This is a genomic window from Candidatus Poseidoniia archaeon, assembly GCA_030748895.1.
Classification (GTDB): Archaea; Thermoplasmatota; Poseidoniia; order MGIII; family CG-Epi1; genus UBA8886.
In genome coordinates, this window is the sequence record JASMLC010000014.1 from 19,775 (window position 1) to 33,231 (window position 13,457).

The following is a 13,457-nucleotide window of genomic DNA, read 5'->3' on the forward strand; positions in this document are numbered from 1 at the left end:
TGGGGGCTATATAAAATCAGCCTGAGAGCGATGCCAGCGCCAGTTCATACTCGGCGGTGAACTCCGCCCGGATTTCCGCCAGCCGTTCGGGTGTGCGCGCCTCGATGAACATGCGCATCACCGGCTGCGTGTTGGAAGGGCGCAGCAGCACCCAGCCATCGTCGAGCCAGACCTTGACGCCGTCAATGGTCTCGACACGGTAACCGCGCGCGGTGAAGTCGGCCTGCAACGCCGCGTTCAGGTCGAATTTTACATCGTCAGGGCAGGCGAACTTGAGTTCCTCGTAGGACAGCGACGGAATTTCGTCCGCCAGCTCCGAAAGCTTACGGCCGGAAGCGCGCAGCAGCTCCAGCACCTTGAGAGAAATAATCAGCGGGTCATCGAACAGGAATTCCGTAAGGTCGGGGGCGAAGAGATGGGCCGAAATCTCGAGTGCCAGTATCGCATTGTGCTTCTTCAATTCCTCGCAAACAAAGACGTCGCCGACCCGAATCCAGACCAGTTCGGCGCCCAGCTTCGGGATTTCGTCCTCCAGCACCATCGAGCAGGGGACGTTGGCCAGCACCGGTCCTTGCCGCAGCTTCAACAGCTCGGGCACCAGCAGGATGCCGATTTTCTCGGTCGGCACCGCACGGCCACGGTTGTCGACAAAAACGCAACGGTCGCAGTCGCCATCGAAGGCGATGCCGCAGTCGAAATCGCTCGCGGCGACCAGCTCCATCAGCGCACCGATATTCTTCGGCGCCGGCTCTGAAGGGCGGTTCGGGAAGCGACCGTCGGGCTCGCCGTTGATGATTTTGGTCGTGGCGCCGAAGCGCTGGAAGAGCGATTCAAGAATGACGCCGCCGACGCCATTGCCGGGGTCAAGCGCGATGCGCATGCCAGCCAGTGAACCGATGCGCTCGGCAGCGAAAGTCGCGAAGAGTTCCAGCACTTCCGCTTCCGGGACCCGCGACAGCCCGCCCTCGGCCGCGGATACGAGCGGCTCGCCGGCGAAGAATAAGTCGCGCACTTCCGTGTTGCCGTCGGTAAAGCCAGTCCCATCAGGGTGGCGGAAGCGGATGCCGTTGTATTCGGCCGGATTATGGCTGGCGGTGATGTAGACCCCACCGGCGAAATCGCCGCGCCAGGTCCACCAGTTGGCGACCGGAATCGGCACCATCCCGACCGACTCGACGTCGCAGCCGCCGCTGCGCAGCCCAGAGGTCACCGCCGCCTCGAGGTCAGGAGAACTGGTGCGCGCGTCGCGTCCAATACAAATGCGGCCGGAAGCGCCCTTGCTGACAAGGTATGCCGCGAATGTCGCGCCGACACGCTCGGCGGTCACGAGCGTCAGCTCACTGCCGTAGATACCGCGGATGTCGTAAGCGCGAAATATGTTGCGGGGAGTCGCCATGCGACGGCGCATTCGGGGGGCGTTATAGAGATGGCGCCCCGTAAGGCAATACGCCGTTGCCGGAGGCGATGACGCTATCGCGGCCCCGCCAGGTGATGCGCAGCCATTAATGGCGTCGCGCCTTCGACAGCCGTGGTCCTGACCGAATCGACGATGCCGGCGCTCGGCACCCGTGCACCCGACTTCGCGCTGCCAGAGCCCGGTACCGGCCGTGAATGGCGACTAGCCGACTTCGGCGCCGAGGCGCTGGTGGTGGTATTCACCTGCAACCACTGCCCCTACGCGCAGGCAGTCGAGGAGCGCGTCATCGCGCTGGCGCGCGGCTTCGCGGGCCGCGCCGACTTCGTCGCCATCAGCGCCAACGACGCCGAAGGCTTTCCGGACGACGCGCCCGCGAAAATGGCGCAACGCGCGCGCGTGAAGGATTACCCGTTCCCCTACCTCTACGATGAAACACAGGCTGTCGCGCGCGCCTACGGGGCGGCGTGCACGCCCGACTTCTTCCTGTATGGCCCCGCCGCCGGCGCCGCTCCGCAACGGCGGCTTGCCTACCGGGGACGCTTCGACGACAACTGGCAGGAGCCCGAGCGCGTCGAGCACGAAGAGCTGCGCGACGCGCTCGAGGCGCTGCTCACGGGCGAGCCGGTCGCGGAGCCGCAACTGCCGGCGCTGGGGTGCAACATCAAGTGGCGGGAATAACCGGGCTCAGTCCTCGTCGTCGTCAAGCCCGAGCCGCTCTTCAATCTGCCGGTTGGCGCGCATCACCAGCCACGCCAGCACTGTCACGAGCAGCGTGACGCTGACCGCCGCGACGTAGACACCGTAAAGGGTCGAGGCGTCATTGTTCGGCATTACGTAGGCGACGGTGGCGTTGATCGCATCCTTCCACGCCAGCGCAATGACCAGCCCGAAGGCGGTCATGACTGACGAGAGGATGATAGCGCGGACATCTAGTTTTTTTGCGTTTTCTTCGAATCCCATTATTTTTCCTCCAGTTCAAGTTTTTCCAGCCGGTAGGCGCTGAAGACATGAATATCGCTGTTATCCAGCAGCCGCTCGAGGCAGGGTTTGCACATCGGCTGCAGCAGCCCGTCGTCCTCGGAATGCTTGTGCTTCAGGTCGCCCTCGTAACAGTGCGAAACGAGGTACTCGGCCGGCTCCGGTTCGTTGAGCTTGGTCGGCGTCAGCCCGTGGACGTCAATGCACATGCGACAATACATCGCGCGGCGACCGATGTCCCGATTAAAAGGTTCTCAATCCTTAAATAAACGGGGCAGGTCGCGCGCATATGGCGAAGGAGAAGAAGACGCAGGGCTTCCAGTCGGCCGCGGGCCTCATCCGCTATTTTGACGCCGAGGACAGCAACGCGTTGCAGATATCGCACTGGGGCGTCCTGCTGGGTGGCATCCTCGCCATCATGGTCGTCGAGGTCTCGACGGCAGTCGGCCTCCAGACCGGAGCCTACGTGCTGGCTGTCGGCCTCTCCGTCATCGTCCTTAACGAATTCCGGATTTCGCGCTCGCGCACTCTCTAATAGCTACGGCAGATGCCGGCGCAATGGAGCAGTGCAGCTACTGCGGCTTCGTGCTGGAAGCGCTCGGTTCGAACTGTCCCAACTGCGGTGTCGCGGTGCCGGGTCGCCCGCCGGCACAGGTCACGGTGACAGAGTCGGCGCAGCCCCGTCAGGCCACGCATTACCGCCGGCGGCGCGGCTGGCTGAAACCGTTGCTGGCGCTGCTGCTGGTGGCGGGACTACTGACGCTGCCGCAGGCTCAGCCTTTCCTGCGCGAGCTCGACGACCTGTGGGGGGAGCTGAACACCGCTTACTACGAAGTCCCCGAAGCGGTGACCATGACGGTGATGCGCAACTTTACGATATTCCTCACCTCGGACCCATCGGCTGACTACCGGCTGGCGCTGAGCGAGCCGGGCCATCGTCCCAGCGGCCCGCAGGGCGCCGGCAATAGCTGGCAGGAGATACACGCGCTCAACGCGACGCCGGCATGGGACGACACACACGCCGGCAAGATGCTCTGGGAGGGGCACATCTCGGATGGCGAACGGGTCGAGATTTCGGTCAGCTACAGCGTCACCGTCTCGACCATCCAGTCTAACCTGAAAGCGGAGGAGACCGGAACTGTCAACGACTACCCCTCCGAGTACGACAGCTACCTGCAGGACGAGTGGAAGGTCGAGCCCTCCAACACGCAGGTGCAGGAGCTGGCGCTGCAATTCTCCAATGGCACCGACGGTAACGTGCTGCGCATCCTGCGCAATATCTTCGACTACGTCATGGGCAATTTCACCTACGTCCTCGGAACAACACCCAAGAGCTGCGAGCAGACGCTCGCCTACGGCTACGGCGACTGCGACGACCTCGGGCTGCTCTACGTCTCGATCGCGCGTGCGGCCGGAATCCCGGCCTGGATGGAGCTGGGAATGATTCCGCGCTCATCCGACGGGCTGCAGGACTGGGGCGGCCACGCCTGGGTCAACGCGCTGGTGCCGCTCGCCGGCGGAAACTACACCGTCGTGACGGTCGACCTCGCCAACGGCTACTTCCTCTGGATGCCACCCTACCGGCTCTCGGAGTATGTCGACAACGGCGACCCCGATGACCTGAAGGCGTTCTACTTCCTCTTCTCGAGCCAGGGCAGCGGCCGCGCCAGCTTCACGCAGGATATCTCTGTCGCCAGCTACAGCGAGCAGGGCCAGCTGCGCATCGAGGCATGAAATACCTCCTGTTCCAGCCGGAGGAGCTCGAGGAGCTGATGCAGTTCATTGCTACACATCTCGACGAGAGCTACAACCCGCAGGTGTTCCTGAAAATTCAGTCGCAATGGCCGGACGGCTTCGCCATCGCACGCCGTGGCGGGAAGATGGTTGGCGCCGCCTGTGGGGCACTGCTGCCAGGCGACAAGCTACGCGTGCTCATCCTGGTCCTCGCGCCCGGAGTGCAGGGCAAGGGGCATGGACGCAAGCTGCTAGAGATGCTGGTGGCGGCCGGGCGCAAACGCGGCTGCCTCCGTGTTACCCTCGAGGCACGTGTCGATTCCGAAGCGGTCGATTTCTACCGCCACCTTGGTTTCAGCAGCGTCGACCTGCTGCCCTGCTATTATCAGGACGGCGGCGACGCCGTTGTCATGGAACGGCCTATCGGCGGCGTTTCCGCGCAGCGATAGCAAGCGGTAACGCCGCCAACAGACCTACGCCGGGGATGGAGAAGCCGGAGTCAAACTGTTCGGGCGCGGGACCGTTGCGCTGCGGGTTGGCCGGGTCGGCCTTCTCCATGAGCGCTATCTCGGCCTCTGCGCTGCCTACCGACTCGGCTTCCAGCGAGATGGTGCTATCCTCGGACATTGGCACCGGTACGTCTACGTGCACGTACGCCAGTCGCCCGGTATCGGCTGCGGTGTAGGAGTGAAAAACGATATCCTCGAATGGCGATTCTGACTCCATCTGTTCGTTTTCTCCATGCCCACCGCGGCCGCCATCGTCGAACGGCTCGTCGTCCGAGTCATCGTGCTGCTCCTCACTCTCGTAAGGAACAACCTCGAACGCCTCAACCGTAGTGCCATCCTCCAGCGGCACTTCCAGCCGGTTGCCAGTGGTAAAATTGTAGTGAACCGTTTCCGGGATTTCGACCGGACCGAAGTGGAAACGGTTACCCTCGATACGGAGGTTAACTCCTGACTCATCGTAGGCGTCACGTTCCTCTGCCTCCATTTCGTCAAGTGCCGCATCGAGTAGCTCCTGCATCCAGTTCGACGGAACATGGAGCGGGAACAGGTCCTCCCAGCTTGAGAAGCTGCGGTCAACGTCCATCTCGGCAAAGCCCTCGGTCAGGTTCTGATAGAGCTCCTGTAGCTCCGGCAACAGGTCACAGTCACTCTCGGGACAGGCGGATGATACCGGCTTGTCGAGGTTGATTTCGCCGCCAAGGTCGCCGCTGATTGTAACGGTTGTCGAGCCACCCCAGATTTCATCTTCCTCAATCGGCAGGTCAAGCACATTCATCGGCTCGCCGAACTCTAGCAGCAGGTGAAGGCTTACTTCAGTGCTGCCGCCCCAGCTCAACGATTCATACCGAATGTCAACCCCGTTGTTGGAATCGGTGAGGTTGGGCACGTTCATGAGCGAAAACTCGAATTCAGTACCTTGAGAAAGAACCAGATCCAGCTTGGTGAGGTCATACTCATCCACAGTCCACCAGCTATCAGTATTGAAACGCTCAACCTGGTCAACACTGAAAAAGAGGCTGACTGGCTGTTCGACCAGCGGAACCGGGTCGCCATTCGCGAAGTAATAGCGACAGCCTCCTTCGTCACTTTCGTTCTCGCCGTCACCATCGCCGCAGCGTTCTTCGACATCCTCGTAGTGACCTGCTTCGGGCTGCTCTATCTGCATTTCCCACTCAGTCGATACATGCGTGTAGAAACCTGTCTCCGACGCAACGTGATACTGAGCATCGAAATCGTCAACCACCTCAGCCCTGTAGTATAACCCGAGGTTTCCTTCATTGTCATAGGTGTAACTCTTCACCGGGAAATCACTGTCTCCCACATTGTCATCGAGTTCAGTTCGCAACTCGGCGGTCAGCTCGTCAAAGACCCAGCTGAAGTCGATTTCGTTACCCACAGCCCAGCTGTCGCCCACCTGCCAGGCAGTCGGTGCCATGGCGGGCGCAGCAACGAACTGCGCGGCTATCAGGAGTGCCAATAGTATTCGACGCATGTAGTGTTGACACAGGATGCTGCTTATAAGCACTTTACACAAAAACATTTTGAAATGAATATATTTATCAATCCCCGTATTTTGAATGCCAATTAGCATATAATTCGTTTATTGACGAAGAATGAGTTGCCCAAAGCCTTTTATACAGTCCTAAGTCCGCCCGGCCCCGAATATAGGTTCTGGAGGTGTCAAAATGGCGACAAAATCAAAAAAGAAAGGCGAGAATGTAGACGAAGTCCTGACCTGCCCGGAGTGCAGCAGCACTCACCTGAAGCGCGACTATGACCACGCCGAAGTGGTCTGCGCCGATTGCGGCCTAGTGCTGGAGGAGAACATCGTCGACCCCGGCCCGGAATGGCGCGCGTTCGACATGCAGCAGGAGAATGCCCTCGCGAGGGCTGGCCCACCGATGTCCACGACGCTACCTGACAAGGGACTCTCGACCGAGATTTCGCCCACCAACCGTGACTACTACGGCCGCTCGATTTCTAACCGCAACCAGTCAATGCTCTTCCGCATGCGCAAGTGGCAGCGGCGTGCCCGCGCCTCGAAATCAGCGGAGCGCAACATGGCTGTCGCCATGCGCGAGATGCAGGCGGTCGCGACCAACTTGAAGCTCCCGCGCCGCATCCAGGAGACGGCAGCATTCATTTACCGACGCGCCATCCAGGAGCAGTCGCTCTCCGGGCGAGCCATCGAGATGGTCGCCTGCGCCGCGCTCTATGCCGCCTGCCGGCAGGAAGGGGTACCGCGCACGCTGACCGAAATCAGCCGGCACAGCCGCTACTCGCGCAAGGAAATCTCGCGCACCTATCAGGTGATGGTTAAGGCGCTGAAGATGCACTCGATGCCTCCGTTGCCGGAGGACTACCTGCCGCGCATCTGTTCCAAGCTGGACCTGACACCGAAGGTCGAGGGGACTGCCCGTGACCTGCTGCGCGCTGCACAGGATGTGCCGCTCACCAACTCGGTGCCGATTTCACTCGCAGCGGCCTCAGTCTACATCGCCTCGATTATCAACAACGAGCGCCGCAAGCAGAAGGACGTCGCGCGCGCCGCGGACCTGACGGAAGTCACGATTCGCAGCCGCTACAAGGAAATGGCCCAATTCCTGAATATCGACATCCACATCTGACGCTTTTAACCGCGTCCCGCCTCGGCGGCCGATGATTCTGCGCTGGCACGGCCACGCCTGCTTCGAACTGCAGAGCGACTTTACGCTAGTAATCGACCCGCACGACGGGCGCTCTATCGGGCTGCCGCCACCCTCCGCCAGCGCCGACCTGGTGCTGGTGAGCCACGACCATTTCGACCACAACCAGTCGCGGAACGTGCGCGGGCTGCGCAGCCGGGTCATCGACACTGCGGGACGGCACCAGTTCCAGGAGTGTGAAATCAGGGGCATCCCGGCGTTCCACGATGAGGAACAGGGCGCCAAGCGCGGCGAGGTGGTGCTGTTCCGCTTCGCACTGGAGGGCATCGACTTCCTGCATACTGCCGATCTGGGGCATTTCCCGGAAGAGCAACTAGACGCCATGCGGGGCTGCGACCTGCTGTTCCTCCCCGTGGGCGGGGTCTTCACCATCGACGCTGCGATGGCGTGGCGCGTCGCGCAAGCGGTCACGCCCCGCGTGGTGGTGCCGATGCACTACCGCTACGGCTCGCTTACGCTCGCCATCGACGAGGTGCAGCCGTTCCTCGACGCCAGCCCGTGGCCGGTGATGGAACTGGGCAGCGAGATGGAACTGGAGCAGGAAGATTTGCCGACGCAGCCTGAAGTGTGGAGGTTCCTGAGCTGATGGACCAGCACCTTTTCCGCCGCTTCAACCACACCGTCGTCGCCTGTTACGTAATTTATTTCCTGCTGCCACCCACCCTTTTCGGCGTGCCGCGCTTCGCTTTCGCGGCCGGCTTCTGGCTCGGCACAGTCGTGGTCGAAGTGGTGCGATTGCGCTCCGCGCGCGAGATGCCCGGCATGCGCGAGTATGAGCAGCGACGCATCGCCGGCTTCCTCTGGTTCACCAGCGGCACGACCGCGCTACTGGCGGCGCACGAATTCCTTGACGTGGGGCAGGCTGTGGTGATGGCGACCATCATCGCCGCCGCCTACACCGACCCGCTGCTGGGCGAACTGAAGCCACGCCTGCCGCGGCAGCAGGCGCTCGGTGGGGGGGTCATGGCGGCATTTTTGATTTATATAGTTATCTTCGGGATAGCGAGCGCGCTTTCCAGCGCTGCGCTAGGCTACGCGCTGGTCGCCGCAATCGTGATGGTCGCGGTCGAGCTGCCGTCCATCAAGTGGCTCGATGACGACCTGCTAATGCAGCTGGTGCCGGTGGCGGTGCTGCTGCTGCTGGCGGCGCTGCCGGGCGCCCCGCAACTGCCGGGCGACGTGGTGACGGGGGTGCTCGAGTGCTGCTGAAGCTCTACCTCGCGCTGATTTACTTCGCACTCGCTGCGGTGGGGCTGCTCTTCCTGCAGCAAGGCTACTGGCCTGTCACGCTGCTGCTCTGGGGCGGCAACGCCGTTCCCGCGGGCTTGCTGGCGCGGTCGCTCGGGGGCGAGAATGCAGATTGATTATCGCCGCCGCTGGGCTGGCGTACGACGGGCGCTGCGCGATGCCGGGGCAGATGCGTTTGTCGCTGCCGGCGCCGGAAATACGCGCTGGCTTGCATCGGCAGAGTCGCCGCCGGGGTCGCCACCCAGCTCGACGCTGAACTACGTTTTCGTCCCGCAGCGCGGTGCGCCGGTCGGCATCACCTCGTCGCTCGAAGGACACCGCTGTCGTAAGGAAGCTGGCGTGCGCGACCTGCGGCTCTGGTCGGGCTACCCTGATGTCGGCGCTGATTTTGCGTCGGCCAAAGCGGCGCTGAAAGCGTTGCTGGAAGAACGCGAAGTTGGCAGCGTGTTGAGCGACGCCGCACTGCGTTTGCAGCGCGGCGTCGCGGTCGAGCGCTCGACGGCGGTGCGCGACCTGCGCGCCCGCAAGGCGCCCGACGAGCTGGAGCGCATCCGCGTTGCCGTGCGCCATGCCGACGCGGGGCAGCGTTTCGCGCGCGAGCTATGCGAAGCTGGCGCTGGCCTTACGGAGTTCGAAGTCGCGGCTGAAATCGACTACTTTCTGCGCCGGCGCGGGGTGCAGGAGACCTCGTTCACGACGATTGTCGCCTCCGGGCCGAACGCGGCGTTCTCGCACCACTCGCCCGGCCGGCGGCGGCTGCGCGACAGCGATTCGGTCATCTGCGATTTTGGCGCTTTCTGGAAGGGCTACTGCTCCGACATTACGCGCACCTATTTCGTCGGCGGCAACCCCACGCCGAAATGGCGCAAGCGCTACGCGCTGGTGCTGGAAGCCAACGCGCGTTCGCGCGGGGCGCTGCGACACGGGGCTGTGGCGCAGGATGTCGACGGCGCGGGGCGCAACTTCCTCGGCCGCAGCGGCGTTGGCAGCCGCTTCGTCCACGGCACCGGGCACGGCTTCGGGCTGGAAGTACACGAGTGGCCGTCGCTGACGTATGGACAGAAGACGGTGCTGGAACAGGGGATGGCCGTGACTGTTGAGCCGGGGCTCTACTTCCCACGGCAAGGCGGCATTCGCATCGAAGACGACGTGCTCGTGACGCGCTCGGGCTGCGAAACGCTGACGCACGCCGCAAAGGCGTTATACTGAAGCTGCGCTGCGCGAGCGTGAGCGTCGCCGCGCGCGTAGTGGAACGGCTGCTGGAAGAGCGACCGCAGTCGCGCGATGCCGTTGAGCGCATCAAGCTGGACGTCGCGCGCGCCTCCAGCACGGCGGGGCTGCCCGCCAACAACGAGCTGCTGGCGCAGCTCGACGCGGCGGCGGAGCCGGAGCTGGCGCGGCTGCTGCGCGTCAAGCCAATGCGCACCTCCGCCGGCGTCGCGCCGGTCGCCATCATGACTTCGCCGGCGCCCTGTCCGCACGGCACCTGCACCTACTGTCCCGGCGGGCCTGCCAACGACGCGCCGCAGTCGTATACGGGCCACGAGCCGGCGGCGCGACGCGGGGCGCGACACGGCTACGACCCGCAGGCGCAAGTGGCGGGACGGCTGGAGCAGTATACGCGCAACGGCCACCCGACCGACAAGGTCGAGCTGATTATCATGGGCGGCACCTTCACCGCGCGCGAGCCGGAATACCAGGACGAATTCCTGCGTGGCGCCTTCCGGGCGTTGAACAGCGCGTCGAGCGATTCGCTCGACGCGGCGCTGGCGGCCAACGCCACCGCCCCGCACCGCTGCGTGGCGCTGACGATGGAGACGCGTCCCACCGAGTGCAGCGACTGGGCTGTGCACCAGATGCGGCGGCAGGGGGCGACACGGGTCGAAATCGGGGTGCAATGCCTTGACGACGCGGTGCTCGACAAGCTCAACCGGCAGCAGTCGGTCGCTGACGTGATCGCGGCGACGCGGCGGCTGAAAGAAGCGGGGCTGAAAGTGGTCTACCACCTGATGCCGGGCCTGCCGGGAATGTCGCCCGAGAAGGACCGGCGCGACTTCGCACGGCTCTTCGCCGAGCCGGATTTCCAGCCCGACATGCTGAAACTTTACCCGACGCTGCTGGTCCGCGGTGCGCCGCTCGCCGCCAACCCGGGCGACTGGGTGCCGTACGATACCGAGATTGCGGCCAACGTCGTCGCCGACCTGAAGGAAATGGTGCCGCCGTGGGTCCGCATCCAGCGCATCCAGCGCGACATCCCGAAGCACCAGATTATCGCCGGCGTGATGAACTCTAACCTGCGGCAATACGCGCGGCGCGAACTCAAGCAGCGCGGCAAGCGCTGCGCCTGCATCAACTGCCGCGAAGTGTGGCGCGCGCGTATCGACCCGGCCGACGCGGAGCTGCGTACGCGCAGCTACGAAGCGAGTGGAGGCACAGAACATTTCGTCTCATTCGAAGCAGGGCGCAAGCTGCTCGCCTACATGCGGCTGCGCCACGATGAGCAGGCGACCGTGCGCGAGCTGAAAGTCACGGGGCAGGCCGCCCGGCTCGGGATGGATGGCAGCGGCGTCCAGCACCGCGGGCTCGGCGCGCAACTGATGGGGATTGCCGAGGATATGTCAGCCGATTTCGGCCGGCTGCGTGTGACCCACGGCGTCGGGACGCTGGAATACTACCGCAAGCTGGGCTACGATCTGGACGGCAGCTATGTCGCGAAGGGGCTCTGATGGCCAAAATCTCGGTCTCCCGCGCCGACGCTCCCGACGGCTGGCTACTGACGGTGCGCGTCGCCGAGCGCGGTAGCGCGACCGAGCATCGCGTCTCGCTGTCGCGCGACTACCACGCGCGGCTGACGCAGGGCTGCGCGACGCCCGAGCAGCTGGTCGAAGCGTCATTTCGCTTCCTGCTCGAGCGCGAGCCGAAGGAGTCCATCCTGCGCAGCTTCGAGCTGCCGGTCATTGCGCGCTACTTCGGCGATTATGAGCGGCGCATCGGCGACTACTTGCCGAAGTAGCTGCGGGCGCGCTCGCAGCCCGTTCCTGCTGCTATTTCTCGGCTATGTACCATTGCCATCCCTCGGCACCAGCATTTTCGCGCCGCAATAGCCCCTGTTCTTCGAGTTTGAGTGCAGTGTATTCAACTGTTTGGCGCGCCAAGTCAAGGGCCTGAGCTGCCGTACCGAGTGATGCTCCCGGGTTCACTTTCAGATAATCGAAGAAACGCTGCTGGCTTGGGGTAAACCGTAGCGGGAAGTCACCCTGCCACTCTGTGACAACAAATCCGCGGGCGCGTCCATCCATTACCGAGGGTTCGGAACGAATCAGGCCTCCGCTCTCAAGCAGTCCAAGGTGATAGGCTGCCGTGCCATTGTGGAGGCCAAAGTTCTGTTTGAGTTCGCTCAATATAATTCCGGGTTCCTGCCCAATCTGCTCGAGCAATTCCACCCGGGTCTGGTGCTCGGTCAGCTTCGAGTCTCGCCACCGGAATAGCCCCAGCAGCGGCACCAGCCACGGGTACCAGCGATTCTGGCTGCGACTACCGTAGAAGCTTACGGCGGCGAAAGGAGGCGACCACGCCCGCAGTCGCCAGGGCAGCCATACTGCCCGCGGCACCGAAACCCGGCAGGCCACTGCCAGTCGTTTCGCCATCTCCGCCATTGTCGGAGGTTTCGTTCCCAGTCTCGTTCCCGGTCTCATTGCCGGAAGGAAATTCAGGAATAACAATCGCGACCACGGTCACGTCGCGGGTGGCAGACGCCGTGAGGCCATCGTCATCAGTAACTTGCAGTTCCACCGAGTAGTTCCCAGGAGTGTTGAATATGAATGTGGTCACTCCATTCGCATCCGATGACCAATCGTAGATTCCATTGGCATCAAAATCCCACTCCCATTTCACGATTGTGCCATCGACGTCGCTGCCCTGACCATTGAACTGAACAATTACATTGGCATAGACCACTACCGAGTCACCAGCGTAAGCCGTGGGCGGGGCCGTTACGTCAAGCTGAAGGGTACGTTGTTCCGAGCACTCGCACACCTCGCCTGAAACCGTTACAGTTATGACGTGCAGGCCTGCACTGAGATTTGTTGCAGTGATGCTGGAGTCGTTGCCAAGGTAACCGTCAACGTCTGAAGACCAGTCGTATGAGATATTGTCAACGTAAAATTCTGTGTAGGCATTGATGGACAAATCGACGGAGGTGCCAATCATCTCGGTATATGATATAACCGAGTGATTTGCTGAATGGTCTGTCACGTCGGTTGCGGAGGTTGATACGGGATTATCCACTACCATCCAGCCAAATAACTGGACCGTTATTCCTGTGTCGTAGGTGGCGCTCCCCGCGTAAATATTCACGTCCTCCCATCCCTCATACCAGAGTTCGACTTCAAAGGTCTGGGCCGTTTCGAGGATGAGCGTGTTATTGTCATCGAAGCTATGTTCTTCCTTTTCCAGATTGTCCCCGTCGCTCTGGCAACCAAAGACGTGTTCGGAAATGTCGACCCCGTTGCTGAGTAAATATATTGTCCATTCACAGTCTGCCTCATAATCTTCATCCGTTCCCTCAAACCATATTTGGAAGCTCTTCAGGGAGAATGTGGTTGGTCCCGTTGCCGTGTAAACCCATGTTCCCGTGTATGTTGCCTCGCGGTTGGAGCGGAAACCAGGGTGCTGGTCGTATTGCGCTTCACCGACCATAACGAAGTAGTCATAGGTATAGTCCGTCATGGTCACACCTGCGATTAATCCGGTCGGTTGGTATACTATCTCAAGGGACCAGTCATCCCGGGCGGGGCCGTTGGAAGAGTGGCCATTGCCGCGTGCGGTGAACTTGTCACCAGCTGACAGCTTGCCGTCCCGGTCGTT

Annotated in this window: 17 protein-coding genes; 11 read left to right on the forward strand and 6 right to left on the reverse strand. The window is 62.4% G+C overall.

What is annotated here, in order from left to right; genetic code table 11:
• Positions 1-16 precede the first annotated feature (16 nt).
• Complete coding sequence (locus QGG57_06070; protein ID MDP7007731.1) at positions 17-1,396, reverse strand: phosphomannomutase/phosphoglucomutase; 1,380 nt, start codon at positions 1,394-1,396, stop codon at positions 17-19.
• A gap of 132 nt (positions 1,397-1,528) precedes the next feature.
• On the opposite strand from QGG57_06070, the gene QGG57_06075 reads away from it, so the two are divergent.
• The gene (locus QGG57_06075) at positions 1,529-2,095 is read left to right on the forward strand and encodes a thioredoxin family protein (protein ID MDP7007732.1); all 567 of its coding nucleotides are present in this window, start codon (positions 1,529-1,531) and stop codon (positions 2,093-2,095) included.
• Between the two features lie 6 nt (positions 2,096-2,101).
• Here the strand turns inward: QGG57_06075 and QGG57_06080 are convergent, their stop codons facing one another.
• Together QGG57_06080 and QGG57_06085 are read right to left on the reverse strand one after the other, a co-directional pair.
• A complete protein-coding gene (locus QGG57_06080; protein MDP7007733.1) occupies positions 2,102-2,377 on the reverse strand; it encodes a DUF5654 family protein in 276 nt (91 codons plus the stop codon).
• A complete protein-coding gene (locus tag QGG57_06085; GenBank protein MDP7007734.1) occupies positions 2,377-2,616 on the reverse strand; it encodes a hypothetical protein in 240 nt (79 codons plus the stop codon). The genes QGG57_06080 and QGG57_06085 overlap by 1 nt, the downstream gene beginning before the upstream one ends.
• 68 nt (positions 2,617-2,684) lie before the next feature.
• Between QGG57_06085 and QGG57_06090 the strand changes: the two genes are divergently transcribed.
• From QGG57_06090 to QGG57_06100, 3 genes are read left to right on the forward strand one after another with little or no spacing between them, the layout of a single operon-like run.
• The gene (locus tag QGG57_06090) at positions 2,685-2,930 is read left to right on the forward strand and encodes a preprotein translocase subunit Sec61beta (GenBank protein ID MDP7007735.1); all 246 of its coding nucleotides are present in this window, start codon (positions 2,685-2,687) and stop codon (positions 2,928-2,930) included.
• A gap of 23 nt (positions 2,931-2,953) precedes the next feature.
• Complete coding sequence (locus QGG57_06095; protein ID MDP7007736.1) at positions 2,954-4,129, forward strand: transglutaminase-like domain-containing protein; 1,176 nt, start codon at positions 2,954-2,956, stop codon at positions 4,127-4,129.
• Positions 4,126-4,578: a GNAT family N-acetyltransferase gene (locus QGG57_06100; protein MDP7007737.1), complete on the forward strand. Its 453-nt coding sequence runs from the start codon at positions 4,126-4,128 to the stop codon at positions 4,576-4,578. The genes QGG57_06095 and QGG57_06100 overlap by 4 nt, the downstream gene beginning before the upstream one ends.
• Here the strand turns inward: QGG57_06100 and QGG57_06105 are convergent.
• Positions 4,550-6,073 carry a hypothetical protein gene (locus tag QGG57_06105; GenBank protein MDP7007738.1) on the reverse strand — a complete coding sequence of 508 codons (1,524 nt, stop codon included), beginning with the start codon at positions 6,071-6,073 and terminating at the stop codon, positions 4,550-4,552. The genes QGG57_06100 and QGG57_06105 overlap by 29 nt on opposite strands.
• A 250-nt stretch (positions 6,074-6,323) precedes the next feature.
• Between QGG57_06105 and QGG57_06110 the strand changes: the two genes are divergently transcribed.
• The 7 genes from QGG57_06110 to QGG57_06140 are packed head-to-tail and all read left to right on the forward strand — an operon-like array spanning position 6,324 to position 11,604.
• Positions 6,324-7,265: a TFIIB-type zinc ribbon-containing protein gene (locus QGG57_06110; GenBank protein ID MDP7007739.1), complete on the forward strand. Its 942-nt coding sequence runs from the start codon at positions 6,324-6,326 to the stop codon at positions 7,263-7,265.
• 31 nt (positions 7,266-7,296) lie between these two features.
• A complete protein-coding gene (locus QGG57_06115) occupies positions 7,297-7,929 on the forward strand; it encodes an MBL fold metallo-hydrolase (GenBank protein ID MDP7007740.1) in 633 nt (210 codons plus the stop codon).
• A complete protein-coding gene (locus tag QGG57_06120) occupies positions 7,929-8,552 on the forward strand; it encodes a hypothetical protein (protein ID MDP7007741.1) in 624 nt (207 codons plus the stop codon). Before QGG57_06115 ends, QGG57_06120 begins: the two co-directional genes overlap by 1 nt.
• Positions 8,543-8,707 (forward strand): hypothetical protein, encoded by a 165-nt coding sequence (locus QGG57_06125; protein MDP7007742.1) that lies wholly within the window; start codon positions 8,543-8,545, stop codon positions 8,705-8,707. The genes QGG57_06120 and QGG57_06125 overlap by 10 nt, the downstream gene beginning before the upstream one ends.
• Positions 8,697-9,800: a Xaa-Pro peptidase family protein gene (locus QGG57_06130; GenBank protein MDP7007743.1), complete on the forward strand. Its 1,104-nt coding sequence runs from the start codon at positions 8,697-8,699 to the stop codon at positions 9,798-9,800. The genes QGG57_06125 and QGG57_06130 overlap by 11 nt, the downstream gene beginning before the upstream one ends.
• 17 nt (positions 9,801-9,817) lie before the next feature.
• Positions 9,818-11,317, forward strand: a complete 1,500-nt coding sequence (locus tag QGG57_06135; protein ID MDP7007744.1) for a tRNA uridine(34) 5-carboxymethylaminomethyl modification radical SAM/GNAT enzyme Elp3 — start codon at positions 9,818-9,820, stop codon at positions 11,315-11,317.
• Complete coding sequence (locus tag QGG57_06140; protein ID MDP7007745.1) at positions 11,317-11,604, forward strand: hypothetical protein; 288 nt, start codon at positions 11,317-11,319, stop codon at positions 11,602-11,604. The genes QGG57_06135 and QGG57_06140 overlap by 1 nt, the downstream gene beginning before the upstream one ends.
• Before the next feature lie 31 nt (positions 11,605-11,635).
• On the opposite strand, the gene QGG57_06145 is transcribed toward QGG57_06140, so the two are convergent.
• A complete protein-coding gene (locus QGG57_06145) occupies positions 11,636-12,094 on the reverse strand; it encodes a helix-turn-helix domain-containing protein (protein MDP7007746.1) in 459 nt (152 codons plus the stop codon).
• Positions 12,095-12,125: 31 nt separating this feature from the next.
• On the reverse strand, positions 12,126-13,457 hold a 1,332-nt coding region (locus tag QGG57_06150), incomplete at its 5' end, for a PKD domain-containing protein (GenBank protein MDP7007747.1).